The sequence below is a fragment of the Thermoanaerobacterium xylanolyticum LX-11 genome (assembly GCF_000189775.2).
Lineage (GTDB): Bacteria > Bacillota > Thermoanaerobacteria > Thermoanaerobacterales > Thermoanaerobacteraceae > Thermoanaerobacterium > Thermoanaerobacterium thermosulfurigenes.
This window is the reverse complement of record NC_015555.1, coordinates 846,931-872,188: the sequence shown is the minus strand read 5'-3', so window position 1 is coordinate 872,188 and position 25,258 is coordinate 846,931. Positions and strand designations below refer to the sequence as shown.

The 25,258-nt window shown below is 36.0% G+C and carries 25 protein-coding genes and 1 other RNA gene; 2 read left to right on the top strand and 24 right to left on the bottom strand.

Translation table 11 applies throughout. The features are described from left to right. Window positions 1-20: 20 nt before the first annotated feature. The 4 genes from dnaG to THEXY_RS04235 form a co-directional block, all read right to left on the bottom strand. Window positions 21-1,817, bottom strand: coding sequence for a DNA primase (gene dnaG, locus THEXY_RS04250; protein WP_013787611.1), 1,797 nt, complete (start codon window positions 1,815-1,817; stop codon window positions 21-23). Window positions 1,818-1,946: 129 nt separating this feature from the next. Beyond that, the gene (locus tag THEXY_RS04245) at window positions 1,947-2,957 is read right to left on the bottom strand and encodes a deoxyguanosinetriphosphate triphosphohydrolase (protein WP_013787610.1); all 1,011 of its coding nucleotides are present in this window, start codon (window positions 2,955-2,957) and stop codon (window positions 1,947-1,949) included. 58 nt (window positions 2,958-3,015) lie between these two features. Continuing rightward, entirely contained in the window at window positions 3,016-3,255 is a 240-nt protein-coding gene (gene secG, locus THEXY_RS04240; RefSeq protein ID WP_013298463.1) for a preprotein translocase subunit SecG, read from the bottom strand. Between the two features lie 70 nt (window positions 3,256-3,325). After that, the gene (locus tag THEXY_RS04235) at window positions 3,326-3,700 is read right to left on the bottom strand and encodes a DUF134 domain-containing protein (RefSeq protein ID WP_013787609.1); all 375 of its coding nucleotides are present in this window, start codon (window positions 3,698-3,700) and stop codon (window positions 3,326-3,328) included. Window positions 3,701-3,854: 154 nt separating this feature from the next. Between THEXY_RS04235 and THEXY_RS04230 the strand changes: the two genes are divergently transcribed. Then, a complete protein-coding gene (locus THEXY_RS04230; RefSeq protein ID WP_013787608.1) occupies window positions 3,855-4,184 on the top strand; it encodes a hypothetical protein in 330 nt (109 codons plus the stop codon). Between the two features lie 29 nt (window positions 4,185-4,213). Here THEXY_RS04230 and eno read toward each other — a convergent pair whose 3' ends face one another. The 9 genes from eno to THEXY_RS04185 all read right to left on the bottom strand — a co-directional run bounded on the left by eno (window position 4,214) and on the right by THEXY_RS04185 (window position 13,897). Beyond that, entirely contained in the window at window positions 4,214-5,500 is a 1,287-nt protein-coding gene (eno, locus tag THEXY_RS04225; RefSeq protein WP_013787607.1) for a phosphopyruvate hydratase, read from the bottom strand. A 20-nt stretch (window positions 5,501-5,520) separates the two neighbouring features. Beyond that, complete coding sequence (gene gpmI / locus THEXY_RS04220; RefSeq protein WP_013787606.1) at window positions 5,521-7,062, bottom strand: 2,3-bisphosphoglycerate-independent phosphoglycerate mutase; 1,542 nt, start codon at window positions 7,060-7,062, stop codon at window positions 5,521-5,523. 12 nt (window positions 7,063-7,074) lie between these two features. Further along, a complete protein-coding gene (tpiA, locus tag THEXY_RS04215; RefSeq protein ID WP_013787605.1) occupies window positions 7,075-7,821 on the bottom strand; it encodes a triose-phosphate isomerase in 747 nt (248 codons plus the stop codon). A gap of 13 nt (window positions 7,822-7,834) precedes the next feature. Further along, window positions 7,835-9,016 (bottom strand): phosphoglycerate kinase, encoded by a 1,182-nt coding sequence (locus THEXY_RS04210; protein ID WP_013787604.1) that lies wholly within the window; start codon window positions 9,014-9,016, stop codon window positions 7,835-7,837. A 56-nt stretch (window positions 9,017-9,072) separates the two neighbouring features. Then, window positions 9,073-10,080 carry a type I glyceraldehyde-3-phosphate dehydrogenase gene (gene gap / locus THEXY_RS04205; RefSeq protein ID WP_013787603.1) on the bottom strand — a complete coding sequence of 336 codons (1,008 nt, stop codon included), beginning with the start codon at window positions 10,078-10,080 and terminating at the stop codon, window positions 9,073-9,075. A 51-nt stretch (window positions 10,081-10,131) separates the two neighbouring features. Beyond that, window positions 10,132-11,154, bottom strand: a complete 1,023-nt coding sequence (locus THEXY_RS04200) for a sugar-binding transcriptional regulator (protein WP_013787602.1) — start codon at window positions 11,152-11,154, stop codon at window positions 10,132-10,134. A gap of 169 nt (window positions 11,155-11,323) precedes the next feature. Continuing rightward, entirely contained in the window at window positions 11,324-12,673 is a 1,350-nt protein-coding gene (rpoN, locus tag THEXY_RS04195; RefSeq protein ID WP_013787601.1) for an RNA polymerase factor sigma-54, read from the bottom strand. A 96-nt stretch (window positions 12,674-12,769) separates the two neighbouring features. Then, window positions 12,770-13,042, bottom strand: coding sequence for an acylphosphatase (locus THEXY_RS04190; protein WP_013787600.1), 273 nt, complete (start codon window positions 13,040-13,042; stop codon window positions 12,770-12,772). 30 nt (window positions 13,043-13,072) lie between these two features. Then, complete coding sequence (locus tag THEXY_RS04185) at window positions 13,073-13,897, bottom strand: Cof-type HAD-IIB family hydrolase (protein ID WP_013787599.1); 825 nt, start codon at window positions 13,895-13,897, stop codon at window positions 13,073-13,075. Window positions 13,898-14,090: 193 nt separating this feature from the next. Between THEXY_RS04185 and perR the strand changes: the two genes are divergently transcribed. Continuing rightward, a complete protein-coding gene (perR, locus tag THEXY_RS04180; RefSeq protein ID WP_013787598.1) occupies window positions 14,091-14,513 on the top strand; it encodes a transcriptional regulator PerR in 423 nt (140 codons plus the stop codon). A gap of 21 nt (window positions 14,514-14,534) precedes the next feature. On the opposite strand, the gene THEXY_RS04175 is transcribed toward perR, so the two are convergent. The 11 genes from THEXY_RS04175 to ssrS all read right to left on the bottom strand — a co-directional run bounded on the left by THEXY_RS04175 (window position 14,535) and on the right by ssrS (window position 25,257). Further along, entirely contained in the window at window positions 14,535-16,019 is a 1,485-nt protein-coding gene (locus THEXY_RS04175) for a VanW family protein (RefSeq protein ID WP_013787597.1), read from the bottom strand. Between the two features lie 82 nt (window positions 16,020-16,101). Then, window positions 16,102-16,746: an endonuclease III gene (nth, locus tag THEXY_RS04170; protein ID WP_013787596.1), complete on the bottom strand. Its 645-nt coding sequence runs from the start codon at window positions 16,744-16,746 to the stop codon at window positions 16,102-16,104. Then, on the bottom strand, window positions 16,727-17,869 hold the full coding sequence (gene queG / locus THEXY_RS04165) for a tRNA epoxyqueuosine(34) reductase QueG (protein ID WP_013787595.1): 1,143 nt from the start codon (window positions 17,867-17,869) through the stop codon (window positions 16,727-16,729). Before queG ends, nth begins: the two co-directional genes overlap by 20 nt. Window position 17,870: 1 nt before the next feature. Beyond that, the gene (locus THEXY_RS04160; protein WP_013787594.1) at window positions 17,871-20,240 is read right to left on the bottom strand and encodes a Lon protease family protein; all 2,370 of its coding nucleotides are present in this window, start codon (window positions 20,238-20,240) and stop codon (window positions 17,871-17,873) included. A gap of 132 nt (window positions 20,241-20,372) precedes the next feature. After that, window positions 20,373-20,591 carry an alpha/beta-type small acid-soluble spore protein gene (locus THEXY_RS04155; RefSeq protein ID WP_013787593.1) on the bottom strand — a complete coding sequence of 73 codons (219 nt, stop codon included), beginning with the start codon at window positions 20,589-20,591 and terminating at the stop codon, window positions 20,373-20,375. A gap of 71 nt (window positions 20,592-20,662) precedes the next feature. Then, on the bottom strand, window positions 20,663-20,851 hold the full coding sequence (locus tag THEXY_RS04150; RefSeq protein ID WP_013787592.1) for a ferredoxin: 189 nt from the start codon (window positions 20,849-20,851) through the stop codon (window positions 20,663-20,665). A gap of 63 nt (window positions 20,852-20,914) precedes the next feature. Continuing rightward, complete coding sequence (locus THEXY_RS04145; RefSeq protein WP_013787591.1) at window positions 20,915-21,115, bottom strand: hypothetical protein; 201 nt, start codon at window positions 21,113-21,115, stop codon at window positions 20,915-20,917. A 69-nt stretch (window positions 21,116-21,184) separates the two neighbouring features. Continuing rightward, complete coding sequence (locus tag THEXY_RS04140) at window positions 21,185-21,844, bottom strand: helix-turn-helix domain-containing protein (RefSeq protein ID WP_013787590.1); 660 nt, start codon at window positions 21,842-21,844, stop codon at window positions 21,185-21,187. Window positions 21,845-21,893: 49 nt separating this feature from the next. Beyond that, window positions 21,894-23,234 (bottom strand): radical SAM/SPASM domain-containing protein, encoded by a 1,341-nt coding sequence (locus THEXY_RS04135; RefSeq protein WP_013787589.1) that lies wholly within the window; start codon window positions 23,232-23,234, stop codon window positions 21,894-21,896. Between the two features lie 110 nt (window positions 23,235-23,344). Next, window positions 23,345-24,988, bottom strand: coding sequence for a nucleoside kinase (locus THEXY_RS04130; RefSeq protein WP_013787588.1), 1,644 nt, complete (start codon window positions 24,986-24,988; stop codon window positions 23,345-23,347). A 91-nt stretch (window positions 24,989-25,079) separates the two neighbouring features. After that, window positions 25,080-25,257: non-coding RNA, 6S RNA (gene ssrS, locus THEXY_RS12345), on the bottom strand. Window position 25,258: the final 1 nt, after the last annotated feature.

Below are 25,258 nucleotides of genomic sequence, written 5' to 3'. Positions count from 1 at the left end.
CCTTTTGGGCAACCTTTTTCTCAGCCATTTTTTAAATTCAGCATCTCCTTTTCATATTTCTGTAATTGTATCAAAAGTTCTCTTTCCTTCTCAATGTCACCAGCATTATATGAATCGTCAATTTCGCGTTTAATGCTCGCTATTTTTCTTCGTATGTCGTCTTTGATTATCTCTCTTACACAGTCATCCACTATTTTTTCGCTTGCCACTTTCTCGCTATACAGCACGTTGAATATATCGTTAAATTCGTCTTTTAAATCAGCATTGTCCAGCATAAAGCTTAGGTCTTTTACATCCACATGGCCACCATCTTCAAGCCTTTCAAAAATATACGACATCACTGCCTTTAAATGTTCGTCTTCGATGTCATCTACAGAAAGCTTCCCTTTCACCCTGCTATAAAGCTTGTTGTCAATTAAAAGCAGTGCAATCAAGTACTTAAGAGACGGTATCTTTTTTGCTCCACTGTATTTAATATTATGCCTATTATTGCCAACTGTATACCTAATTTTTTTATTATTTTGCAAAAAACCCTTGACAAATTGGTCTATTTCTGCTCTAATAGTGTTTTCAGGTATTTCAGCGTCTTCTGATACGATGGAAATATACACATCTCGCTTTACTTCGTCTTTAACTGTGGCAAGATCCTTGCACACCTTTTTGATATACTTTATCCTGTCTGATGGTTTTTCTAAATCCAAATCTTGCTTGTACTTCTTTATCTTATATTCTATCAATGTATCTGTCTTTTCAAGAAGCTTTTTAAATGCATCAAAACCCTCTTTTCTCACATATTCATCAGGGTCCTTGCCATTAGGTACTGTCAATATATTTACATTTAGGTCCAGTTCATCTAAAAGGTTAAGACCTCTCATTGTGGCCTCAATGCCTGCTTCATCTGCGTCATATGAAATTACGACAGTGTTTTTGTACTTTTTTATAAGTCTACCTTGCTCTAAAGTCAGCGCAGTGCCCAACGATGCGACAACATTGTCTAGTCCGCTTTGGTACAATGCTATAGCATCCATATATCCTTCAACGATAATAAACATATCTTCTTTAGATTTTTTGGCGTAATTAATTCCATATAAGGTCTTTCCTTTTTTAAAAACAACCGTCTCAGGAGTATTTAAATACTTTGGCTTTGCATCATCCATGACTCTGCCGCCAAAACCTATCACATTGTTTTTCTCGTCTATTATAGGAAACATTACCCGATTTTTAAATCTATCGTAATATGATCCAGTGCTGCTTTTTGAAACAAGACCAGCGCTTACAAGTACGTCAGTATTGTAATTGCGGCGCTTTAAATACTTAAGCAATTCAAGTCCACTTGGCGGAGAAAACCCCAATCCAAATCTCTTTATCGTAATGTCGTCTATGCCCCTATCATAGAGGTATTTTAATGCAGCCTGTCCAAATTTTGAATAAAGATACCTGTGGTAAAACAAAGCAGCTAACCTATTTACTTCATATATTTCATCTTTCAGCTTTTTTTTCTGATACTCTAAACCTGACAAATTTTCTTCTTCAATCTCTATACCAGCTCTATCTGCCAAGAACTCAACGGCCTCCTTAAAACCTACATTTTCAATATTCATTACAAAGGTAATGACATTTCCGCTGGCTTGGCAACCAAAACAATGATAAAGCTGCTTCTCTTGGCTTACATTGAAAGATGGTGTTTTCTCATGATGAAATGGGCACAATCCCTTAAAGTCTTTGCCAGATTTTTTAAGCGAAACATAACTTGAGACAACATCAACTATATCATTTTCTTCTATTACCCTATCAATTACGTCTTTTGAATAAGACATAAACACCACCTTAATTAATAGTTCGACAAAAAATAGGAAAATCCTCTTTTTAAAAAAGAATTATAAAATTTTCATGGAATTAATATATTCGACATAAATTCCTAAAATCCTTCTTGAAATTTTTACATATTAGAAATTTTTATCTTCCCACGGTGATGGTAAGAAAATCTCTTTATACTTTGTTATAGCGTATTTATCAGTCATTCCTGCTATATAGTCAGCAACTGCCCGTTCTTTACCATATTCATGTGTTAATTCGATAAATTCCTCTGGCATGTCGTCCACATTTTCACAAAAATAATAAAAAAGCTGTTCAACAACTTTTTTCGCTTTTGCCTCTTCGCTTTTTGCCTTCGAACCTATATAAACCTTTTTAAACAAAAAATCTCTAAGGCTGTAAGTAGCATCATAAATCTCACGGCTCATGGAGATACTATCTTTTCCCATGCTGTTTTCAATTATGTCCTTAACCATTGTGTTTATCCTCTTGCTGTGAGTATCTCCTAATATACGCCTTAAATCTTTTGGTATATCATCATTTGTCAATACTTTGCCTCGAATTGCATCATCAATATCGTGATTCACATAGGCAATCTTGTCTGCTAATTGAACGATTTTACCTTCCAATGTTCCAGGATTTCCGGATGTGGAATGATTTAAGATGCCATCTCGCACTTCCCATGTCAGATTAAGCCCTAAACCATTATTTTCTATCACATCCACCACTCTTAAGCTTTGGACACTATGCCTAAAGCCATCTTTTAAAAGCCTATTTAGAACATCCTCACCAGAATGGCCAAAAGGGGTATGCCCTAAATCATGACCTAATGCTATGGCTTCGGTTAAATCTTCGTTAAGCCGCAATGCCCTTGCGATAGTTTTTGATATTTGTGCAACTTCCAAAGTATGCGTAAGTCTCGTCCTGTAGTGGTCACCTTCAGGAGATATAAAAACCTGCGTCTTATGACTCAATCTCCTAAAAGCCTTACAATGTATGATTCTGTCTCTATCCCTTTGGTAATCTGTGCGAATATCGCACTTTTCCTCGTCTCTTGTTCTCCCTTTTGATTCTCTGCTGTGTGCTGCGTACGGTGATAGTATCTTATACTCCATATCCTCGGATATTTCCCTTATTTTCATCATATCACCTTCTCACAAAAATAAAACCCAATAAGGGTTTTATTTTATATAGACGATATTATTTTCCCATCAGCAACGTCAATATCAATGAAGTAATTATGAAAACTACGGCGCTTATCGTCGTAAGCCTCTCCAAAGTACCTTCCATCGTCCTGGCCTTGTTTTTACCAAAGAAAGTCTCTGCACCACCTGCAATTGCCCCGGATATACCTGCACTTTTCCCTTGTTGCAAGAGTATAACTGCCATCATAAACAAACTAACAATAATATGAATTATAAGTACTATTATTTTTAGCATATGTTTAACCTCCGAAAATCATATTTATACTATTATATATTATATAGCAATAGCATATTTATATCAAGTACTAATTTTCTTCATCAGAAATTGATTCACCCATCATGCCATGCCTATTGCAATGTCCATGTCCATGGTGGGGTACGTCTTCACCGTAGACTTTGTAATTGCCGCCTTCTACTCTTATGGCTTTGCCATTTACAAGTGCATCTGCAACTTTTTCACGAGCTGACATGATGATCCTAAAAAATGTAGGCCTTGATACTTTCATCCTTTCCGCACAATCTTCTTGTTCTAATCCTTCTAAATCCTTTAGACGTATAGCTTCAAACTCTTCAACTGTAAGCACCACTTCACTTAATGAGTGCATAGGTATTCCTACTGGCTTAAAATAATTTATGTTTGGTTCACATTTTACCCATCTGCATTTTTGAGGTCTTGGCATTTTATCACATCCCATTTCTTTTTTTGCATAATCATAATACTATTTTATCACCTATAAGTTAATTATATCAAGATACTTTTAAATACAATGCACACATATTTCTAATACAATGAATAGCATAAATTAGTTAACAAGATTATAAAGGATGATTTTTATGACGCTATCTTCCATTATTTCAAAGTTATCGTCTGCAAGCTCTCTTGTAACAGCTATCGGTTATATACTTTTCGCAATAGGTATAAATAGCGATGGAATAACAAAAGAAAATCTTGCAGTTTCTGGCAGATGGATTATTTTTATAGGAACTTTTTTACTGTACGCCCTAAATATAATATCGATAAGACAAAATGAAAACAAAGATGAAATTATCATCGAAAATCCTGATTTGCTTATTTTGGCTGGCAGTTTTATGATTGCATCAGGTGCATTTGTAGATGCGATCGGATTTGAAAAGAAAAATTTAAAAGAAGCTCAGGTATATTGATACTGAGCTTCTTTTTATGCAGAGATAAATTATCTTACGTTGTAAAATGCGTCTTTTCCAAGGTATTGTGCTATTCCGCCTAACCCTTCTTCTATCCTCATCAATTGGTTGTACTTCACGACTCTATCTGTTCTGGAAGGAGCACCAGTCTTAATTTGCCCTGCATTGACAGCAACAACAAGATCTGCAATAGTTGAATCTTCTGTCTCACCTGAGCGATGTGATACGACAGCAGTGTATCCTGCTTTCTTAGCCATCTCTATCGCATCAAGCGTTTCAGTAAGTGTACCAATCTGATTAAGCTTAATGAGGATAGAGTTCGCAACACCCATCTTAATTCCTCTTGAGAGTCTTTCTGTATTTGTAACAAAAATATCGTCGCCAATTAATTGGATTTTCTTGCCCAATCTTTCTGTTAAGAGCTTCCATCCGTTCCAATCCTCTTCTGCTAAACCATCTTCAAGCGAAACGATAGGATATTTATTTATAAGCTGCTCCCAGTAGTCCACCATTTCTTCTGATGTTCTCACAACGCCTTCTCCATCGAAATGGTATTTCCCATCTTCTTTGTACATTTCAGATGAAGCTGGATCAAGAGCTATAGCTACATCTTCACCAGGTACGTATCCTGCCTTTTGGATTGCTTCCAATATTACCTGTATTGCTTCTTCGTTTGATGTGAGATTTGGTGCGAAGCCACCTTCATCGCCAACTGTAGTGCTTAATCCTTTTGATTTAAGCACTGATCTTAAATTGTGGAAAACTTCAGCGCATGTCCTTAAAGCCTCATGGAAGTTTTGTGCACCAACAGGCATGATCAAGAATTCCTGTATATCGACGTTATTGTCAGCGTGCTTTCCGCCGTTTAAAATGTTCATCATTGGCACAGGAAGAACTTTTGCATTTACTCCACCTAAGTACTGGTAAAGTGGCAAGCCAACTTCTTCAGCAGCAGCTTTAGCAACTGCCAATGAAACACCTAAAATTGCATTTGCACCCAGATTTGATTTGTTTGGAGTTCCATCTAAATCAATCATGGCTTTGTCTATTGCCACTTGGTCTATTGCATCCATTCCAATTATTTCTGGAGCGATCTTTTCATTTACATTTTCTACAGCTTTCAATACACCTTTTCCTAAGTATCTGTTGTTGTCACCATCTCTTAACTCAACAGCTTCAAACTGACCTGTTGAAGCACCAGATGGAACTGCAGCACGACCTACTGCACCGCTATCTAATTCCACTTCTACTTCTACTGTTGGATTTCCTCTTGAGTCAAGTATTTCTCTTGCATAAACATCAACAATTATAGACATAAACATTCTCCTTTCGTTTTTTATCTTCCTATTATTAGGGACGTACCTGTCATTTCCTGTGGTTTTGGCAGTCCCAATATGTCAAGCACCGTTGGTGCTATATCTGCTAAAATACCATCATTTCTAAGTGTTACATCGCCTTCACCTATCACTATGAATGGTACCGGATTTGTCGTATGAGCCGTCTGTGGCTCTTTAGTCACTGGATCGATCATCTGCTCAGAATTTCCATGGTCAGCAGTTATAAGAATAGTACCACCCACTTCCTGACAAGCCGTCACTATTCTGCCAACGCACTCATCAATTGCTTCTATCGCTTTGACAGCAGCACTAAATACGCCTGTATGACCTACCATGTCAGGATTTGCAAAGTTAAGCAGTATAAAACCATACTGTTTTGACTTTATTTTTTCAACCACAGTATCTGTAACTTCGTACGCACTCATTTCAGGCTTTAAATCGTACGTTGCTACTTTAGGAGATGGTATCAGTATCCTGTCTTCTCCTTTATTTGGCTCCTCTACACCTCCATTGAAGAAGAATGTAACATGGGCGTATTTTTCTGTCTCCGCTATTCTAAGCTGTTTTATGCCTTTGTCGCTTAGGTACTCGCCAAGAGTATTCTTCAAGTTCTCAGGCTTATACGCAACGTGTATATTTTCAAATGTTATATCATACTGCGTCATGGAGACAAAGTAAACAGGAATATATCCTTTTTCTCTATCAAAAAAGTTAAACACTTCATCGATAAAAGCTCTTGTAATTTGTCTTGCCCTATCAGGCCTGAAATTAAAGAAGATTATCGAATCATTGGCATCCACAGTCGCAGTTGGCTTGCCACCATCTAAAATAACCGTCGGTTCTACAAACTCATCTGTCTGATCTTTGCTATATGCAATATCTATCGCTTCTTCAGGCGAATTAGCAAAAACGCCTTTGCCTAATGCTATAGCATCGTAAGCTTTTTTAGTCCTTTCCCATCTCTTGTCACGATCCATTGCATAGTACCTTCCAGATATTGTAGCAATCTTACCAATGCCAAGTCTATTCGCTTCATCTTCAAAAGCCTTTATGTATTCTTTGGCACATGCAGGTGGAACATCTCTGCCATCTAAAAATGCGTGGACGTATACCTCATCTAATCCTTCATCTTTTGCCAGCTTCATAAGTGCAAAAAGATGTGTAATGTGACTGTGGACACCGCCATCAGACAGAAGTCCAAAAAGATGAAGCTTTGAACCATTCTTCTTTACATTTTGTATGGCATCAAGAAACTCTTGCTTTTTGAAAAAAGCACCTTCTTTAATCTCTTTGCTTATTCTTGTAAGCTCCTGATAAACTATTCTACCAGCACCTATATTAAGATGTCCAACTTCCGAATTTCCCATCTGTCCTTCAGGAAGCCCTACAGCTAAGCCACTTGGTATAAGCTTTGTATTTGGATAATTTTTAAAGTAATAATCTAAATTTGGTGTATTAGCTGAATAAATGGCATTTCCTTCTTTGCTGTCAGAGATCCCAAATCCATCTAAGACAACAAGCATTACAAAGTTTTTGGGCATGCAATCCTCTCCTTAATAATTTACAATTTTAGCGAAATCCTGCGCTTTAAGGCTAGCTCCGCCCACTAATGCACCATCAATATCGCTTTCTGACATAAGCTCTTTAGCATTATCAGGTTTAACACTGCCACCATATTGTATTCTTACCTCATTAGCGATGTCTATACCGTATATGTCTGCAATAGTCTCTCTTATGACCTTTATTACGTCATTTGCATCTTTCGACGTAGCTGTTTTACCTGTACCAATAGCCCAAATAGGCTCATAAGCTATGACGACATTTAAGACATCTTCACTTCTAATGCCATCCAATGCTTTTTTTGTCTGTTCTCTTACTACATTGAAAGCTTCTCCTGCTTCTCTTTGAGATAATGATTCGCCTACACATACAATAGGCTTAAGACCATGACCTAATGCAGATTTAACTTTTTTATTCACAGTCTCATCTGTCTCAGCGAAATACTGTCTTCTCTCGGAATGGCCGATTACGACGTACTCTACACCTATCTCTTTGAGCATAGTCGGTGAAACTTCTCCTGTAAATGCGCCTTTTTCTTCCCAGTGCATATTCTGTGCACCTAACTTTATGTTAGAGCCATCTATGGCCTTCTTTACGTCTATAAGATCCACAAACGGTGGTATTACTACAACTTCTGCTTCTGCACCAGACACTAAAGGCTTAAGCTCATTTACAAGGTTTATAGCTTCAGATGGCGTCATGTACATCTTCCAATTACCTGCGATAATAGGTCTTCTCAATCAAAACACCTCTTTATTTGTCGTTTAATGCAGCTATTCCAGGCAATACCTTGCCTTCTAAGAATTCTAATGACGCACCGCCACCTGTCGATATATGTGACACTTTGTCTGCATAGCCTAACTGTTCAACTGCCGCAGCAGAATCTCCGCCACCGATTATAGTAGTGCCACTGCATTCACTCATAGCTTTTGCGATTGCCTCTGTTCCCTTTGCAAATTCTCTGATTTCAAATACACCCATAGGGCCATTCCAAACTACTGTCTTTGCACCTTTTATGACTTTTGAAAATTCTTCAATTGTCTTCGGTCCAATGTCTACACCGATTTTGTCATTAGGCATCTTGTCTATGTCAACCACTTCATATGGAACGCCTGATTTTAATTCTGCACTGACTACTGTATCTACCGGTAAAAGCAATTTGACTCCTTTTTGCTTAGCCTTTTCGATTAAGTCTTTGGCAAGCTCTAATTTATCTTCCTCCAAAAGGGATTTACCTATTTCGTGGCCTTCAGCCTTTATAAATGTGTATGCCATACCGCCGCCAATAAGCAAACTATCAACTTTATCTAAAAGGTTCGTGATGACGCCAATTTTATCTGAAACTTTTGCACCGCCCAGTATTGCTACAAAAGGTCTTTCTGGATTTTCCAAAGCACCGCCCATGAAATTTAACTCTTTCTCAATTAAAAATCCAGATACTGCTGGCAGGTAACTTGCAACTCCCGTTGTAGATGCATGCGCTCTATGAGCTGTACCGAATGCATCGTTGACGAATACGTCAGCCAATGATGCCAACTCTTTTGAAAAATCCGGATCATTTTTCTCTTCTTCAGCGTGGAATCTGACATTTTCTAAAAGCAGCACTTCACCGTCTTTCAATGCGTTAGCTTTTGCCTTAGCATCTTCACCTATTACATCATCAGCTACAATGACTTGTTTCCCGAGTAACTCTGAAAGCCTTTTTGCAACAGGCTTCATAGAATACTCCATGTTGAACTTGCCCTTCGGCCTTCCTAAGTGTGATACTAATATCACCTTTGCATTATTGTCTAAAAGATATTGGATAGTAGGCAATGCCGCTTTTATTCTCGTATCATCAGTTATATTTTTTTCACTGTCCATAGGCACATTAAAGTCTACCCTTACAAGGACTCTCTTGCCCTTTACATCGATATCCCTTACAGTTTTTTTCATGATATACCTCCTATCTATATATTTTAGGACAAGGTTATAAGCCTTGTCCTATGATATTACAGTCTATCTGCTACATACTTAGCAAGGTCAACAACCCTGTTTGAATAACCCCATTCGTTGTCATACCATGAAACAACCTTTACCATATTGCCTTCCATAACCATTGTTGACAAGCCATCAACAATCGATGATCTTGAATCACCTTTGAAGTCCATTGATACTAATGGTTCATCTGTATATCCGAGAATGCCTTTAAGTTCGTTTTCTGCTGCTTCTTTCAATGCTGCATTTACTTCTTCTACAGTTACGCTCTTTTCAAGCTCTGCAACAAGATCAACAACAGATACGTCTGGTGTTGGAACTCTCATTGCAAAACCGTTTAATTTCCCTTTTAATTCAGGCAATACAAGTGCAACTGCTTTTGCAGCACCAGTTGTTGTCGGAATAATTGACATTGCTGCTGATCTTGCTCTTCTTAAATCCTTATGAGGAAGATCCAGTATCCTCTGATCGTTTGTGTATGAGTGAACAGTTGTCATTAAACCTCTCTTAATTCCAAATTTATTATGTAAAACTTTTGCAAATGGTGCTAAGCAGTTTGTTGTGCATGAAGCATTTGAAATAACGTGATGTGCATTTGGATCATATTTGTCCTCGTTAACACCCATAACGATTGTTATATCTTCATTTTTAGCAGGTGCAGAAATTATTACTTTCTTTGCTCCAGCTTCAATGTGTTTTACTGCATCTTCCTTGTTTGTAAACCTACCTGTTGATTCGATAACTATGTCAACACCTAATTCCTTCCAAGGTAATTTTGCAGGATCTGTTTCTTTTAATATCTTTATTTCCTTGCCATTTACAACAAGTGAATCCTCTTTTGCAACGACTTCGCCTTCGAATTGACCGAATGTTGAATCGTACTTTAATAGATGTGCTAATGTTTTTGCATCAGTAAGATCGTTGAATGCAACAATATCAAGATCTACATTTTTCTTTAATGCTGCTCTAAAAAAGTTTCTGCCTATTCTACCAAAGCCATTAATACCTACTTTTACTGTCATAATATTTCCTCCTTTAATTTTTATTTTTTATATTAAACACCTTTCGGTGTATTAACAACTTTTTAATATTTCAAATGCAGCACCTTCATCAGTTATGAGGACATCCACCATTCCACTTATGCAAGTTGATATAATCGCATCAGCTTTGCTTTTGCCACCTGAAACAGCTATCAAATTTTTGACTTTTTTTAAATCATCCTTTGTGAGAAATATGCTTGGCGTCTCATAAACTATTTCACCGTTTATGTTTAAGTAAAAGCCCAATGCTTCTGACGTGGCACCAACACTCCTAAGATACTCTTTAGTCGATGAAGGTAAATTTCGCCTGTCAGCCATCACATCTGCACGTCCTATGCCAAAAAGCACTATATCAGCTTCTTTCAATATGTCAATAACGCTTTTTATGTCTGGCTCATTCATAAGGGTCTCTATAGCTTCTTTACCTACGTTGTCAGGAATATGAAGCATTTTGTAGGAACCACCTAACTTTTTTGCAAGGACTGATGCAATTGTATTTGCTTGTTTTTCCACTTCGCGACCTAAGCCACCTCTTGCAGGTACAACCATTATATTTGATTTGGTGTAGCACTGAGGCATTTCATTTGCAACTTCCATCACACTTGAACCGCCAGTCAATGCAATGATGCTGTCATTCTTTATTATGCTTTTAAGGTAAGCTGCAGCAGATTTGCCCATGTCTTTTTTTATAAGCCTATCATTATCGACATCACCCGGTATCACGATGACTTTTTTTAGTTTCAGGCGATCTTTTAAAGTTTTTTCCAAGTTGTTTAAGCCTTTTAACTCATGGATAAACTCCTTAAGCTCCTCCAAAAGTTTCTCGCCGTCTTTAGTCACAGTCATTCCTAAAGGATTTATATCGATAAGGCCTTGTCGCTTCAAAAAAGATACCTCTGTCCTTATTATCCTCTCGCCAATATTAAGCTGATATGACAAAGCTCGCCTCCCTATTGGCTGGCTGAAATATATATTACGCATTATAGTATACCTTTTTTGCAGCAGTTCTATTAGCTCAGGCACAATTTTCTGTTGTAATGATATTATGTCATTCATGTATCAAAACCTTCTTCAGGACTTTTATAGACCCGTTGTATTTTAACTGTCCCACCAAAACATCAAATAAATATTTTTACCTTCAATACTATTTTATATTAAGACTTCTAATTTTTCAATAGACAATATGATAAAAGAGAGCATTTTCTAAAATTATTGCTCTCTTTTATCAATATCTTTTTCTCTTGTTGGACGATGGGATATTCATCTCTTCTCGGTATTTAGCGACAGTCCTTCTCGATATCGTTATGCCTTTTTGAGACAAAATCTCAGCGATTTTTTGATCGCTTAAAGTATCTTGAGGGTCTTCTTCGTTTATCAATTGCTTTATCATCTCTTTTATCATTTCCTGCGAAAACATCTCACCATCGCCATTGCCGATGCCGCTTTGGAAGAAGTATCTGATTTCAAAAACACCTAAAGGTGTATCAACGTACTTTCCGTTTACTGCCCTGCTTACCGTCGATTCATGAACTCCTACTGCATCTGCAATCTTCTTTAAGTTCATAGGTTTAATGTATTTCTGCTCTCTGTCAAAAAATGACCTTTGCTCTTTCACTATCGCGCTTAACACTTTGTACAAAGTATCCCTTCTCGACTCAATGCTTTTTATAAGCCACATAGCTGACTGAATTTTATTTGAAAGGTATTTTCTTGTATTGTCATCATCAGTAGCAGTCAAAATACTTTCATAAGACTTATTTATCCTCAAGCCAGGATACAAAGACTCATTTATAAGCACAACATAATCGCCGTCTATCTTCTTTATATAAGCATCTGGAATGACGTATTTTATATCATTGTAGCTTGAAAAACTACTTCCAGGCCTCGGATTTAGCTTTTTTATCTCGTCTACAGCATTCTGCACTTCTCTAATGTCCACATTCAACTTCTTTGCTATAAACGAAAGCTTGTTGTCCGCAATTTCGTTTAAATAATTTTCCACAATTTCTTTTACTACGCCATTATACATGTTTTTGCTTTTTAACTGAAGCATGAGGCATTCCGTTAAATTTCTCGCTGCGATCCCAGGCGGGTCAAATGATTGCACTACATTTAAAGCCGTCATAATATCTTCTTCACTGTAATTGTAATCTTCACTGAGTTTTTCGATATCATCGTTTAGATAACCATTGCTGTCAAGATCGTAAATTATGACTTTGCATATCTCTTTTATTTTCTTTGTAAGAGGTGTTATATGAAGTTGAAACAGCAAATGATCTGTGAGGGACGTATCAGTCGAGACCATGTTTTCAAAGCTTAAGTCGTCTCTTTCTTCATCATCGCTGCTGTAATTGTATTTTTCAAGGTCGCTATTTTTATTTAATTCATGGTAAATCTCAATGATGTCTTCCTTATCTTCGTACGCCTCCAGCATAGGGTTGGTTTCCAATTCACTTGTGATAAGCTCATTTAGCTCGTACGAATTTAGCTGTAATATCTCAATGGCTTGTTTAAGCTGAGGCGTCATCAATAATTTCTGTACTTGTTTTAAATTAAGTCCCATATCCAGCTTCATATTCTACACCCTCATATACATCAATATTCACATTTCAATTATAACATACTTGTAACCGTTTATAAAATGGATATTTTTAGTTTGGAGACAAGTGACCTACATTATCTCAAAAGTGTGATACATTCCTTGGTAGTCATCCCATTTTTGAGCTATACTTTCTACCCTTGCCCATCTTAGCCCATTTTTTATGTAATCGATAAGCATATTTATATCCTCTTCATTGCCTTCTGCCACAATTTCAACACTTCCATCGTACAGATTCTTTGCATATCCAGTTATATTAAGCCGCAAAGCCATGTTGTAAACAGAATACCTAAGCCCAACACCTTGCACATGGCCTGTCAAATTAAGATGGACCGTTTTTTTCACAAGAACCCCTCCTTTCAAAAGCAAATCAACTTACAAGATAAATTTATTTATAACGTAAGCGACGCCGTTTTCCATGTTTGATTTTGTGATAAAGTCTGCTGTTTTTTTAAGTTTATCTATGGCATTTTCCATTGCCACACCAAAACCTGCATACTCAACCATCTCTACATCATTTTCGCTATCACCTATTGCCACCATTTCTGATCTATCTATTCCCAGATATTCTCCCAATATCTTGAGGCCGTTTCCTTTATTTACACCTTTATTTAATATTTCTATATTATTGTGAAATGAGCTTGTGGTCTCTAATCTATCGCCTTTTTCGTTATCTATCGTTTTTCTCACTGCTTTTATTTTCTCTGAATCTTCGTCAAACATTACAAATTTCACAATGCTGTCTTTCAACTTGCTTTCAAATTCTGTATGAGAAGGTATATTCTCCACTTCTACTCGTAATGTTTCGGCGTACAATCTGTTCCACTCGCCGTACTTTTGAAATTTGCTGGTAATCTCCGGTGAATAAACAATTTTATCGCTGTAAAAATGATAATAAAGGTCGTTTTCCTTCGCCAAATCTATCAAATACGACAATATGTCTATATCAAGCACACTTTTATAAATTTCTTCATCATTGTCATCTATCACCATGGCTCCATTGCTGGCAATGATGTATGGTTTGAATCCTAAAAATTCCGAGTATGCGTAAGCAGAAGCATAAATCCTGCCTGTTGATATGACAACATAAATACCTGCATCATGAGCTTTTTTTAAAGCTTCTAAGTTTTCTCTCGAGATTTGCTTGTCATGCGTCAAAAGTGTATCGTCCATATCTATTGCAATTAATTTATATGTCATCGTAGTCCCCCATTCATCAGAATATTTTTTCAATATTACTATACCATTACTGACAATCAACTTCAAGTTTTCACGATTTTCACTATGCATTTCAAAAAATGATTGACAGCATAAAATTGCAATAGTATAATGTAACTATAAATATTACAAGAGAAATTTTATTAATTAATATTTCATAGAAAGAAGGGATATTATGGACGATATCTCGTCAATCCTGAAAGAAAAGGGATTAAAAGTAACACCACAGAGACTTGCTATCATCAACATGCTTAAAAATACCAAAGAACATCCAAGTGCTGAAACCATATACAAGACGTTGTCGTCCGATTTCCCAACAATGAGTTTGGCTACTGTCTACAAGACGCTTGAAATGCTAAAAAGTATAGGACTTGTGCAAGAACTTAATGTTGGTGAAGGTAGTTTCAGATATGACGCAAATGTCAATTCACACCCACATTTGATATGTTACGGATGCAATAGGGTAGATGACCTTGACGACTCAGCATTAGATGATCTCCTTGGTGAAGTAAGCAAACACACAGATTACCTTTTGATGGATCAAAAATTGTATTTTTATGGCTACTGCCCTGATTGCAAAAAAAAGATAACAAATTAAAAAACGAGCATCGCTCGTTTTTTAATTTGTAGGATTTATATTTTGTGGTTTTCCATTTAAATCCTCTGTAGATACGTTTTTGTCATCAATTTGGCTTTGAACACTTTCATTGTTACTTACTTCATCTTTTTTCACACCCCGTCTTATAACGCCGTCAACTGGCTTGTAGATGTCTGTATACAAAAATTCTTTTTTCACTAAAACATTGTTCTCATAAATGAGCCTGTAAGTATTTACCTTGTATCCTGTATGCTTTTCCACATCTACCTGCGTGACTCCTTCAGGCAAAGTAGGATCATCAACATACGTTACTTTTGGTTCGTACTTCTCCACAATTTCAGAATATATGTCGATCCTTTTCCATGGATCTTCCGGATATCCATAAAAATTCACTACAAAGTTATTTCCGCTGATGTACGATTCAATGTATATAGGGTATTTCGTTGGATTTTCAAACTTTAAATCGAGAACATCTCCTGAGATTGTAGCATCTTGCCCCGGCGAAACGTATCCAACAGGAAATGTGTGATGGTACCTCTCGTCGATTTTCATATCTGCTCTTAACGCAGCGTTGTAAATGGTAGTAGCAACTTGACACACCCCACCACCTATATCCGGAACAAGCTTGTTGCCAATTATCACAGGCGCTTCTTTATATCCATTCTGTATGATTCTCGGTCCTAACGTTTTATTAAGTGAAAAAACTTGCCCCGGCATAAGCAGCTTGCCATTTACAGCTTTTGCAGCTACAGCAAGATTTTCTGACCTATTTGCATCACCAGTATTGAATTGTGTGGAAAAACTGACAATTTTGCCTTTTATCATGCCGAGTTCTGAAGCCTTTATGTTTGCATCAACTTTTTTAACTGTGATAGGAACTTCTACATAATCTTCATCACCTGTCATAATCGCATTATTAACTGCACTTTTTATACTTTCAATTGTATTATTTGCATCGACTTTTAAACCCGAAATATCATTTGTAATGTTTATCTTACCGTCAGACACGTATATCTTAGCATCAACAGGTTTTTTGTCTATGTTTTTCGATACATCCATTAAAAATTTATCTAAACCATTAAAAACGGCTATAGGACTGTACTTAAGATATTTACCGTTCTTAGATATATTGTATATCGTCTTTATGCGATTTATGAAGTTCCCACTTTTGCCGATAGAATAAGCTTCATTGACGATAGCATCATAGTCGTAGCCTATTTTAACGTCATCGCTTGGAAGCACAAACTGCTTGTCATTGTACTTTAAAACGACTTTTAAATTGTTCACCGTCTTAAGGTTATCTTGCAGTTTTGAATTCGCTTCAGATTTAGTAAGTCCACTAAGACTAATTCCATTTACAAAAACTCCCTTTGCGATAGTATTTTGATTCATGACAGAATAAAACATCACAAATGAACCAGCAAACACAGTTATTATTAATATAAGAAGAATGATATAAAAATAATTGCTTTTGCTCTTTATGCTTTTTGTGTCCTTTGTCTCCATTTTGATCTCCCCATTATTTAGTTTTTTAATTTAGAACAATTTAATTATATTATAAATACATTGCAAATAAATTACATACTGATTAATTTTTTATAAAATTTTTATAAAACTTACAAATATGTTTGATAGGGCAAATATCACACTTAGGCTTCCGTGCAATACAGATATTTCGTCCATGGTATATAAGAATGTGATGAGACAAAGACCACAAATTTTTAGGTAGAATATCCATAAGCTGTTGTTCTGTCTTTAAAACATCATCGCTTTCTGCAAGTCCAATCCTATTTGACACCCTAAAAACGTGGGTATCAACTGCAATCGCATCTTGTTTAAAGGCATTGCTTATAACCACATTTGCAGTTTTCCTGCCAACACCCGGCAACTCCATAAGCTTTTCCATATCATTAGGAACAGTACCGCCATACTTATCGCACAAAATTTTGCATGTATTTATTATGTTTCTCGACTTATTCCTGTAAAGACCGCAATCCCTTATTTCTTCTTCAAGTTCTAATGGATCAACGTCCTTTAAATCAAATGGCGATTTGTACTTTTTAAAAAGTTTTTCTGTAATCATGTTGACCCTTTTGTCAGTACACTGTGCTGACAGTATTGTTGCTACCAATAACTCAAAGGCATTTTTAAAATGTAAACCAGGCTTTGCATCAGGATATGTTTTTTTAAGAATTTCTACAACCTCCAGCGCTTCATCTTTCGTTACCCTCAAAAGTCTCACCTCTAATATTCATTATGGCTTTCTTCATAAACTCCTTTGTAGATTCATCTTTTTCATTTAGATAAGCTTTTTCAATATATGAAAAAGCATTTTCTTTATCAAGGATGCTTAAAGCGTATGCGCTATAGCCTCTTATATAAGCACTTTCAGAGTTTATAAGCTTTTTCAATGGTTCGATTGCATCCTTGTCATTTGAATTAATAGCTGCAATTATTGCATTTCTTATTATAGTATTCTTGCCTCTCCAAGATGCCGATGTATCTCCAAATAATTCTTTAAACTTTTTGTTGTCAAGACGTAAAATATCTTTCAAATCGTGTTTAGGTTTAAGATTTTGTGGCGTAAATTCGCGCCTTGTGACTTTCTTTGCTTTTTGATTAAATGGACAAACATCCTGGCATATATCACATCCATATATGCGAGTGCCTAACCTTTTTAATGTGCTATCGCTTAAGTATCCTTTCTTAATTGTAGCATATGACAAGCACTTATTGGCGTCTATTTTGTATTCTTCAATCAATGCTTTCCCAGGACATGCTTTAAGACATCTTCTGCAGCTTCCACATTTTGATTCAACTTTTGAATCTGGTTCAAAAGATATGTTTATCAGCATCTCTCCTAAAAAAATGTATGATCCATATTCCTCATTTATTATCATATTATTTTTCCCGAAAAATCCAATGCCTGCATTGTAAGCGATAGCTCTTTCCAAAAGTGGATTGTTGTCAACAAGCAAAACTGTCTTGGCATCACCGCATTTAGATGAAATAAATTTTTCCAGCTTTTTAAGCAAATCAATCATGACTTTATGATAATCTACGCCCCATGCAGTCTTTGAAATAGTCCCATATCCATACCTCGGTGCTTCAAATTCATAATCTACGTTGTAAGATATAGCAACAGATATTATCGACTTAACATCACTAAGGAGATAATAGGGATTTATCCTTTTATCTACATCCTTTTCTTCAATATTGCAATTTAAACCATTGTTAAGTCTATAAAGCAATAAATCCCTATACTCAAAAAGACAATCAGGACTTGCAAAGCCTATTACGTCAATGCCGGACTTATAGGCAAAATCCTTAATCTCCTCTTTTGTGACACAAGTCACATCAAACATTCCTTTCTTTATCAGATGACTTTTCTTTTGTCAATATGTTGTAAAATAATCTTAGCTTGTTTTTCACTCTTTCGTTTATATCACTCATCTTATGACCTGTCAATATTTCCATACCTTCATCTATCGTATTTACAGTATATATGTGAAATTTTCCACTCTTGCATGCGTCTATTACTTCATCGTCCAAAACAAGGTTTATTGCATTCTGCTCTGGGATTATGACGCCTTGCCTTCCTGTAAGTCCTTTCACTTTGCATAATTTGAAAAATCCTTCAATCTTATGTGTTACGCCTCCTACAGGCTGTATGACTCCAAATTGATTGACAGAACCAGTTACAGCTATGTCCTGTCTAATGGGAATATCTGATAAGCTTGAAAGCAGCCCATAAAGCTCTGTGCTGGAAGCACTGTCACCTTCTACGCCTTCATATAGCTGCTCAAAGCATATTCTGGCTGATAAAGTAAGGGGAAAATCCAAAGCATACCTATTGCCTATAAATCCCGTTATTATCATTATGCCTTTGTCGTGAATGTGACCACTCATTTTGGTTTCTCTTTCGATGTTTACCACACCTTCTTCGCCCGGGTAAGTGGTAACCGTTATCCTGGAAGGCTTTCCAAATTGGTAATCACCTAAATTTATGACAGAAAGCCCATTTACAATCCCAACTTTTTCACCATCTACATCCATCAAAAAAGTTCCATCTTTAAAATATTCCATATACTTTTCCTCTATCATGTTGACACGCTTTATCTTTTCCTTTATAGCCTTTTCTACATTATGAGCCGTGACAGCTTTGCTTCCTTCTATTTCCGCCCAGATATTTGATTCATATAAAATCTCAACAATATCATTAAACTGTGTAGATAATTTGTTTTGGTCTTCCGATATCCTTGTTGAATACTCAATGACTTTTGCCACTCCTGTTTTGTGAAAAGGCCTTAAATTGTCTTCAATACAATGTTTCTTTATAAAAGAAGCCATTTTTAAGATGCTTTCTTCGTTTAAATCCATCACGTCGTTGAAATCAACTTTAACTTTAAAAAGCTTTTTAAAATCATCATCGTAATTATATAAAATATAGTATAAATACGGAGTTCCTATGAGTATTACCTTGACATTTAAGTCAATTGGCTCAGGTTTTAGTGATGATATGGACAAAAGGCCGTAAGACGACGCAACATTTTCTATTGCTATTTTATCCGTCTTTAGCGTACGCTTAATGGCATCCCATACGTACGGATACGTCAAGACATCCTTAGCCTGTAAAATAAGATATCCTCCATTTGCCTTGTGAAGAGCCCCTGCTTTAATCTTCGTAAAATCAGTAATCGCCACTCCAAAATCGCTTTCGTATTCAATGTTTCCTAATACATTGTTGTAGTTGGGATTGTACTCCACCACAACAGGCGCACCATTTGTATTGCTGTTATCTACAAAAAGATTTACACTGTACTTTTTGAAAACATCTTTTTTGTTCTTTCGCATGATAAATGGAAATTGATTGTCTTCATCATCATCGCTTCTGAAACTGTCGATGTTTTCTAATATATCTCTTTGAAGGCTGTCAAGATATCTCGATACACCGTCATATTCCGCATATTTATTTCTTAAATCATCGATCAAATGTCCAACAGCTATAAGTCCTACGCTATTGTCAAGCTCGTGAACAGCATCCCTTGTTTCTTTATCTATACTTTGTATATCCTTCCATATCTGCAGTGCCTTTTCTTCAAAATTTGCCGCTTTAGCTTCTATCTCTTTTCTTTTCTCATCGTCTAATAGCTCGTATTCTTCATTGCTTATCTGTTTACCGTCTACAACAGGTATACTTACTATACCAGTTTTTGTCTCTTTAAGCACAAAGCCAAAATTTTTTGCCAAATCGTTTAGTTCTTGGATCAATTGATTTTTTCTGTCTTGAAATTTCTTCACAATTTCATTTTTTTGCAAATCGTATGCTTTTGAATTAAATGCCTTAGGGATTTCTCTTTGAAGCTGCTCCACAAAATCTCTCATGTCGTTTTTAAATCTCTTGCCATCACCTGGTCTTAAATTTATAGCAATTGGCTGTGACGGTTTATCAAAATTAAACACGTACACCCAATCATCTGGCACTTTTTCTGAAGATGCGATTTTAGAAACACTGCTTATGGCAAAGCTGGATTTTCCAGTACCAGTAATCCCAGTAATAAATATGTTGTATCCTTTCTGTTTGATTCTTAAACCAAACTCCATGGCATCTTTAGCTCTTTCCTGCCCTATGAGATCTTTCAAAGGTTCCACATCATCCGTCGTTTCAAAACCAAGCAAATCTGGATCTATATGCTTTTTAAGACTTTCTGGTGTTAATTCCCTCATTCAAAGCCCTCCTTTTATAAATAAGAATTCGACATAGACTCTTTTTTCCCTTCTTTTACATAAATGATCGCTTAATTATATGATAGGAGTTATTTATAAATAATTAGCTGAAGGATATCCTTCAGCCTAATATCAATCTATCTTGCCATCTTTTTCATCCATTTGTTTTTCAGCGTATTTAATCATCTTTTTAACCATGTTACCACCAATTTTTCCAACTTCTCTGGTAGTCATATTTTCATAACAACGCCTTTCAATGTCATCATCAAGGTGTAATTCTTCGGCAACTTCTTCTTTTAATGAGTCAAGCTCGTCTTCAGCCTTTTCATACAATTTCTTTCTCTTTGACATAGAAAAAACACCTCCGCTTTTATTTTTCCTCCAGCGAAGGTATATATCCAAACTTATATATTTGTCAAAACTTATATTTCTTTTATTGCCTCAGTAGGGCAACCATCTATGGAATCACGGCAAGCCTGTTCTTCGCCTTCAGGCACTTCATCGACTATTGCCTGCGATTTGCCTTCGTCATTCCAGTCAAAAACCGCTGGACACGTGTCGATGCACAGGCCACAAGCTATACACAAATCTTGATCTACATATACCTTCATATATTTACCTCCTATGCTATTTTATACATCTAATATATCATATTTTTGCAAAAAACAAAATATTTATTTTATTATATAGTAACACGCTTCCAAATCATCTTCCGCTGCATTTACAATACTGTTTTTTAATTTATCAATAGTTTCTTCATTTACTTTAGCGCCTTTGTCGCCTAAAATCCGCGACACCACCATTTGACTGGCCATTGATTCTTTGTACCTTTCCACAAAATCTATTATCTCACTTATCTCTTTTTCTCTGTCCATAAAAACACCTCCTAAATATTTAGTTTCTAAAAAAAAACTTTTATTATACAAAAAAAGACCTAAACGGTCTTAAATGTACAAAAGCGATTCTTTCAAAAAGTTATTTAACAATGTTTTGTCATTTGCGCTTAGCTCCTTTATATATTTGTGGAATATATTAACCTTCTCAAAAACTTTCCTGCTTTCACTGGACAAATGATAGTCGATGTAGAATCCAATCACGATTCCAACAAACAAAATCACAGGCGCTTCACTGCCATTAATGTTTATGGAATTTTTTATATTTTCAATTACTGTTACATCAAGTGTCTTAATCTGCAAAAGCAACGTTGTCAAGGCATAAGCACAAAACTTAAGAGGCTTTAAAGCAGCTTTTTTTTCGTTCATAAAATCGTCAACTGATATGGAATCATCATTTTTTTTGATCACATTCAATAAGACTTCTTTTACACTGTTCCACTCATGTATACTGCTTTTATTTACCACATCATAAGCACTTTCATTAGGCATGTAAACCAATATAGATCTACCTATAGATTTATCCTCACCAATAAAATACTGCCGCTTCACATATCCCAGTTCTTCTAATTCTGTCAACATATCATAGGCAGTCCATTTGCTTATGCCCATAAAACTTGCAACGTCAGCATAGTGTACAGGAGCTTTATCCTTGTCATAAAGCTTTATAAGCGTTTCCAAAAAGTCTACCTTTCTTTTCGTTAAAGGCACACAAACACCCCATTTCTCTTACTTATAATAGGGTATTTTGCCTTTGCAGTCAAGCTTCTTTTTCGGTAGATGTCTTTGAATTCCAGATATCATCCGCTACTTCTCCCCATCTTTCTGCAACTTCCTTTAAATCACTGTACAAATTTTCAATATGTGATGCATCGCTGTTTTCCGTGTGCCTTGCGTTGGATTCTCTCACTATATTTAAAAGCTCTTCTGGGTTGTCTATAAGTGGACATGGCCTCAAATGATTTTGATTAAACGGCATCCTCTTTCTGTAAGCTTTCATAATAGGAGACATAAGGGCTTCCTTCAGACTTACGTCATTTATGTTGACATTAGCATAATGGATGAAAGCACATGGCTCAACATCGCCTGCTGCATTTATATGGAGATACCTCTTGCCTCCTGCTATGCATCCCCCACTAAATTCTCCGTCATTCCAAAAGTCGATTGCAAACAGCTCTTTCGTAGCTCTTATATAGTTTATCCTTTCATAAGCGTATTTTCTTTGTTCAGGCGATACCATGAATTTTACATCAGGATCTTTTCCAACAGGAATGTAAGTAAAGTACCATGCAAAGTAAGCACCTTTGTCTATCATCATATCTACAAACTCATCACTGAATATTTCTTCAATATTAGTTTTAGTGTATGTAGCAGAGTAACCGAATAATACCCCATTTTCTCTCATAAGATCCATGGCTTTCATCACTTTATCGAAAGTGCCTTTGCCTCTTATCTCATCATTTTTGTCTTTTAAGCCGTTAATGCTTACTGCAAATGTTATATTTCCCACTCTTTTTACTTCTTTTATCATGTCTTCATCTATAAGCGTACCATTTGTAAAGAGATGAAATACTTGATTCTTATGATTTTCAGCAAGCTTTATTATGTCTTTCATCCTGACGGTCGGCTCACCGCCAGATAGAACTATAAAGTAAACTCCCAGTTCTTCTGCCTCTTTGCATATTCTATCCATAGTTTCAAATGATAGATTGTGTGGATTGTACTTTCCTGCCCAACAGCCTACACAATTTAGATTGCATGCTTCAGTGGGATCCATAAGTATCGCCCACGGAACATTGGCATCTAATTTTTGTTCCCACTCTTGCTGTTTCGGAATACCTTTAAGGCTTGCGTTTACAAGGAAGTTTATCATGAGCGTCTTTAAGATGTTCTTGTCAATGTTTTTTATCCCTTTTACTGTAAACTTATACCAGTTGCTGTCCTTGTCGTCTAAAAACGATTTTACACTTTCTATTTGCTGTCTGTGATTCGGCAATACCGCTATTTTTGACATTAGATTGGCCATTGCTTGAAGGTTTTTCTCTGGATCTTTGTCGATGTAATTGATAAGAGCTCCAACAACAGGATCGATTATGTTCATAACATCCCCTCCTTATACCAATAAATTTAAAAATACCAAAAAGACCAAAATTCTTCTTAAAAAAATATTAGCACTAATAATATATTAATTCAATACCTTTTTAGAACTTTTTACACATCCAAACAACTTCCTCCAATGAATTCTTTCATCAAAGAATTTGGAGGTATGGGAGATTCATCTTCTAAATTTACAAAGTAACTCAATATCTCTAAAAGCTCCTGTGCAATTGAAAAAGCCTTGCTATCTTTATTTATTTCTTTTAAAAGTGGTTCAGCGTATTTCTTTATAACAGGCAGTTCATATGGAAGCGAAGAATTAAACATGATATCTGCATCTTCTTGGTACGGGAAAATATAGTTTTCCTCACCTTTTCTTACGGAAGGCCACATAAGAATTGTCTCCTCGGCATCGCTGGAACGAAACTGATTATCTCTCACAATCCTTCTTAAAAGTCGAGTCTCGGTAGTAGATATTCTGTTGTGTTCATCAAGGTTTAACTGTGTCAAAGCGCTTATGTATATCCTGTACTTGCTGTCTTTTGGTATATCCTTTGTGAGCTTTTCGTTTAAACCGTGTATTCCTTCTACAAGAATTATCTGATTTCTGTCAAGTTTAGCCTTTCTCCCTGCTTTTTCTCTTTCTCCTTTTTTGAAATTGAAAATCGGAAGCTCTACTTCTTCACCTTGCATAAGCTTTATTATGTGATCATTAAAAAGCTCTAAATCTAAAGCATCGATCGTTTCAAAATTGTAGTTGCCAAATTCGTCTTTTGGCGTCAATTCTCTTGGCAAAAAATAATTGTCAAGTGATATTGGCAGCGGTTTTAATCCATTTACTCTAAGCTGAACACTTAATCTGTGGACAAATGACGTCTTACCAGATGATGAAGGACCAGCAATAAGGACCAACTTTATCATTTTATTTTGATATATGTGATCTGCTATAGTGGCAATCTTCTTTTCATGAAGCGCTTCCGATATTAAGACAAGCTCTCTACCATTTCCGCTTTTAATCATATCATTTAAAGACGCTACATATCCTATATTAAGTATATTTGCCCATTCCTCAGCTTCTTTAAATACAGATGCCAATTTAGGAACATCTTCAAATACAGGAAGCACATCTGGACTTTTTGGTTCAGGAAATAAAAGTATTACTCCTGGAAAATAGAGTATAAGATCAAACAGCTTTAAATATCCTGTAGATGGAACACATGGGCTGTAGAAAAAATCTACAACATCTTCGCAAAAGTAAACAGGAATTTTTGCTTTATCGCTGTATTTAAAAAGACTTACTTTTTCTTCTAAGCCTTCTTTCGAAAATAGATTTACAGCACTTTCTTTGTCTAAATACTTTTTTATTATCGGATAATCTGCGTCGATTATCTCTCTCATCCTACGCTTTATATCATGCACAATTTTATTGTTCACAGTAGAACCATGAATTTCGCAGTACAAACCTTTACCTAAAGAGTGCTCAATTGTAACCTTTGAAGTCGGCAAAATATCTTTAACTGCTTTAATCAAAACAAACGTAAGGCTTCTTCTATATACCATCATCCCTTCTTCTGTTGACATATCGACAAATTGTATCTCACAGTCCCTGTCTATCTTTGTAGACAAATCAACCATGAGATTATCCACTTTTGCTGCAACTATCCTATACTTATGGTTGTCTTTAAACTGCTCTGATATTTCTTCCAGCGTCACATGATCTGGAAAAGTACAGACAGCACCTTCTACATTTAGATTCATAAAATCACCTCACCATAAATTATAATACAAATGAAGAGATTTTTAAATCTGTGTATAAAAAAACCGGCAATTGCCGGTTTTTTTACATCCAATCTATCCCGCGAAGCCGTTCGGCTATGTTTTCAAGCCCGCTTCTAAAGTGGGTATCCTGTCAATTACTTCTGAAGTCCCTTAAAACGTGGGCTTTTCATACGTAATTGAACCCAAATTCCCGTTGTCATGGTGTTGGTTGAAAACAAATTCACCGTAACTAAACTCCTCAGGACCATC

What these genes read in the sequence shown, in the direction of transcription:
- THEXY_RS04155 (WP_013787593.1), bottom strand. Translation starts at nt 20,591, where the DNA reads ATGTCAAAGAGAAAGAAATTGTATGAAAAGGCTGAAGACGAGCTTGAC.
- dnaG (WP_013787611.1), bottom strand. Translation starts at nt 1,817, where the DNA reads ATGTCTTATTCAAAAGACGTAATTGATAGGGTAATAGAAGAAAATGAT.
- THEXY_RS04200 (WP_013787602.1), bottom strand. Translation starts at nt 11,154, where the DNA reads ATGAATGACATAATATCATTACAACAGAAAATTGTGCCTGAGCTAATA.
- THEXY_RS04160 (WP_013787594.1), bottom strand. Translation starts at nt 20,240, where the DNA reads ATGAGGGAATTAACACCAGAAAGTCTTAAAAAGCATATAGATCCAGAT.
- gpmI (WP_013787606.1), bottom strand. Translation starts at nt 7,062, where the DNA reads ATGCCCAAAAACTTTGTAATGCTTGTTGTCTTAGATGGATTTGGGATC.
- perR (WP_013787598.1), top strand. Translation starts at nt 14,091, where the DNA reads ATGGACGATATCTCGTCAATCCTGAAAGAAAAGGGATTAAAAGTAACA.
- THEXY_RS04130 (WP_013787588.1), bottom strand. Translation starts at nt 24,988, where the DNA reads ATGAATCTAAATGTAGAAGGTGCTGTCTGTACTTTTCCAGATCATGTG.
- THEXY_RS04185 (WP_013787599.1), bottom strand. Translation starts at nt 13,897, where the DNA reads ATGACATATAAATTAATTGCAATAGATATGGACGATACACTTTTGACG.
- THEXY_RS04230 (WP_013787608.1), top strand. Translation starts at nt 3,855, where the DNA reads ATGACGCTATCTTCCATTATTTCAAAGTTATCGTCTGCAAGCTCTCTT.
- eno (WP_013787607.1), bottom strand. Translation starts at nt 5,500, where the DNA reads ATGTCTATAATTGTTGATGTTTATGCAAGAGAAATACTTGACTCAAGA.
- THEXY_RS04150 (WP_013787592.1), bottom strand. Translation starts at nt 20,851, where the DNA reads ATGAAGGTATATGTAGATCAAGATTTGTGTATAGCTTGTGGCCTGTGC.
- rpoN (WP_013787601.1), bottom strand. Translation starts at nt 12,673, where the DNA reads ATGAAGCTGGATATGGGACTTAATTTAAAACAAGTACAGAAATTATTG.
- gap (WP_013787603.1), bottom strand. Translation starts at nt 10,080, where the DNA reads ATGACAGTAAAAGTAGGTATTAATGGCTTTGGTAGAATAGGCAGAAAC.
- THEXY_RS04210 (WP_013787604.1), bottom strand. Translation starts at nt 9,016, where the DNA reads ATGAAAAAAACTGTAAGGGATATCGATGTAAAGGGCAAGAGAGTCCTT.
- THEXY_RS04175 (WP_013787597.1), bottom strand. Translation starts at nt 16,019, where the DNA reads ATGGAGACAAAGGACACAAAAAGCATAAAGAGCAAAAGCAATTATTTT.
- THEXY_RS04235 (WP_013787609.1), bottom strand. Translation starts at nt 3,700, where the DNA reads ATGCCAAGACCTCAAAAATGCAGATGGGTAAAATGTGAACCAAACATA.
- secG (WP_013298463.1), bottom strand. Translation starts at nt 3,255, where the DNA reads ATGCTAAAAATAATAGTACTTATAATTCATATTATTGTTAGTTTGTTT.
- THEXY_RS04135 (WP_013787589.1), bottom strand. Translation starts at nt 23,234, where the DNA reads ATGAACATAATCGATCCTGTTGTTGGAGCTCTTATCAATTACATCGAC.
- THEXY_RS04245 (WP_013787610.1), bottom strand. Translation starts at nt 2,957, where the DNA reads ATGAAAATAAGGGAAATATCCGAGGATATGGAGTATAAGATACTATCA.
- THEXY_RS04145 (WP_013787591.1), bottom strand. Translation starts at nt 21,115, where the DNA reads ATGGACAGAGAAAAAGAGATAAGTGAGATAATAGATTTTGTGGAAAGG.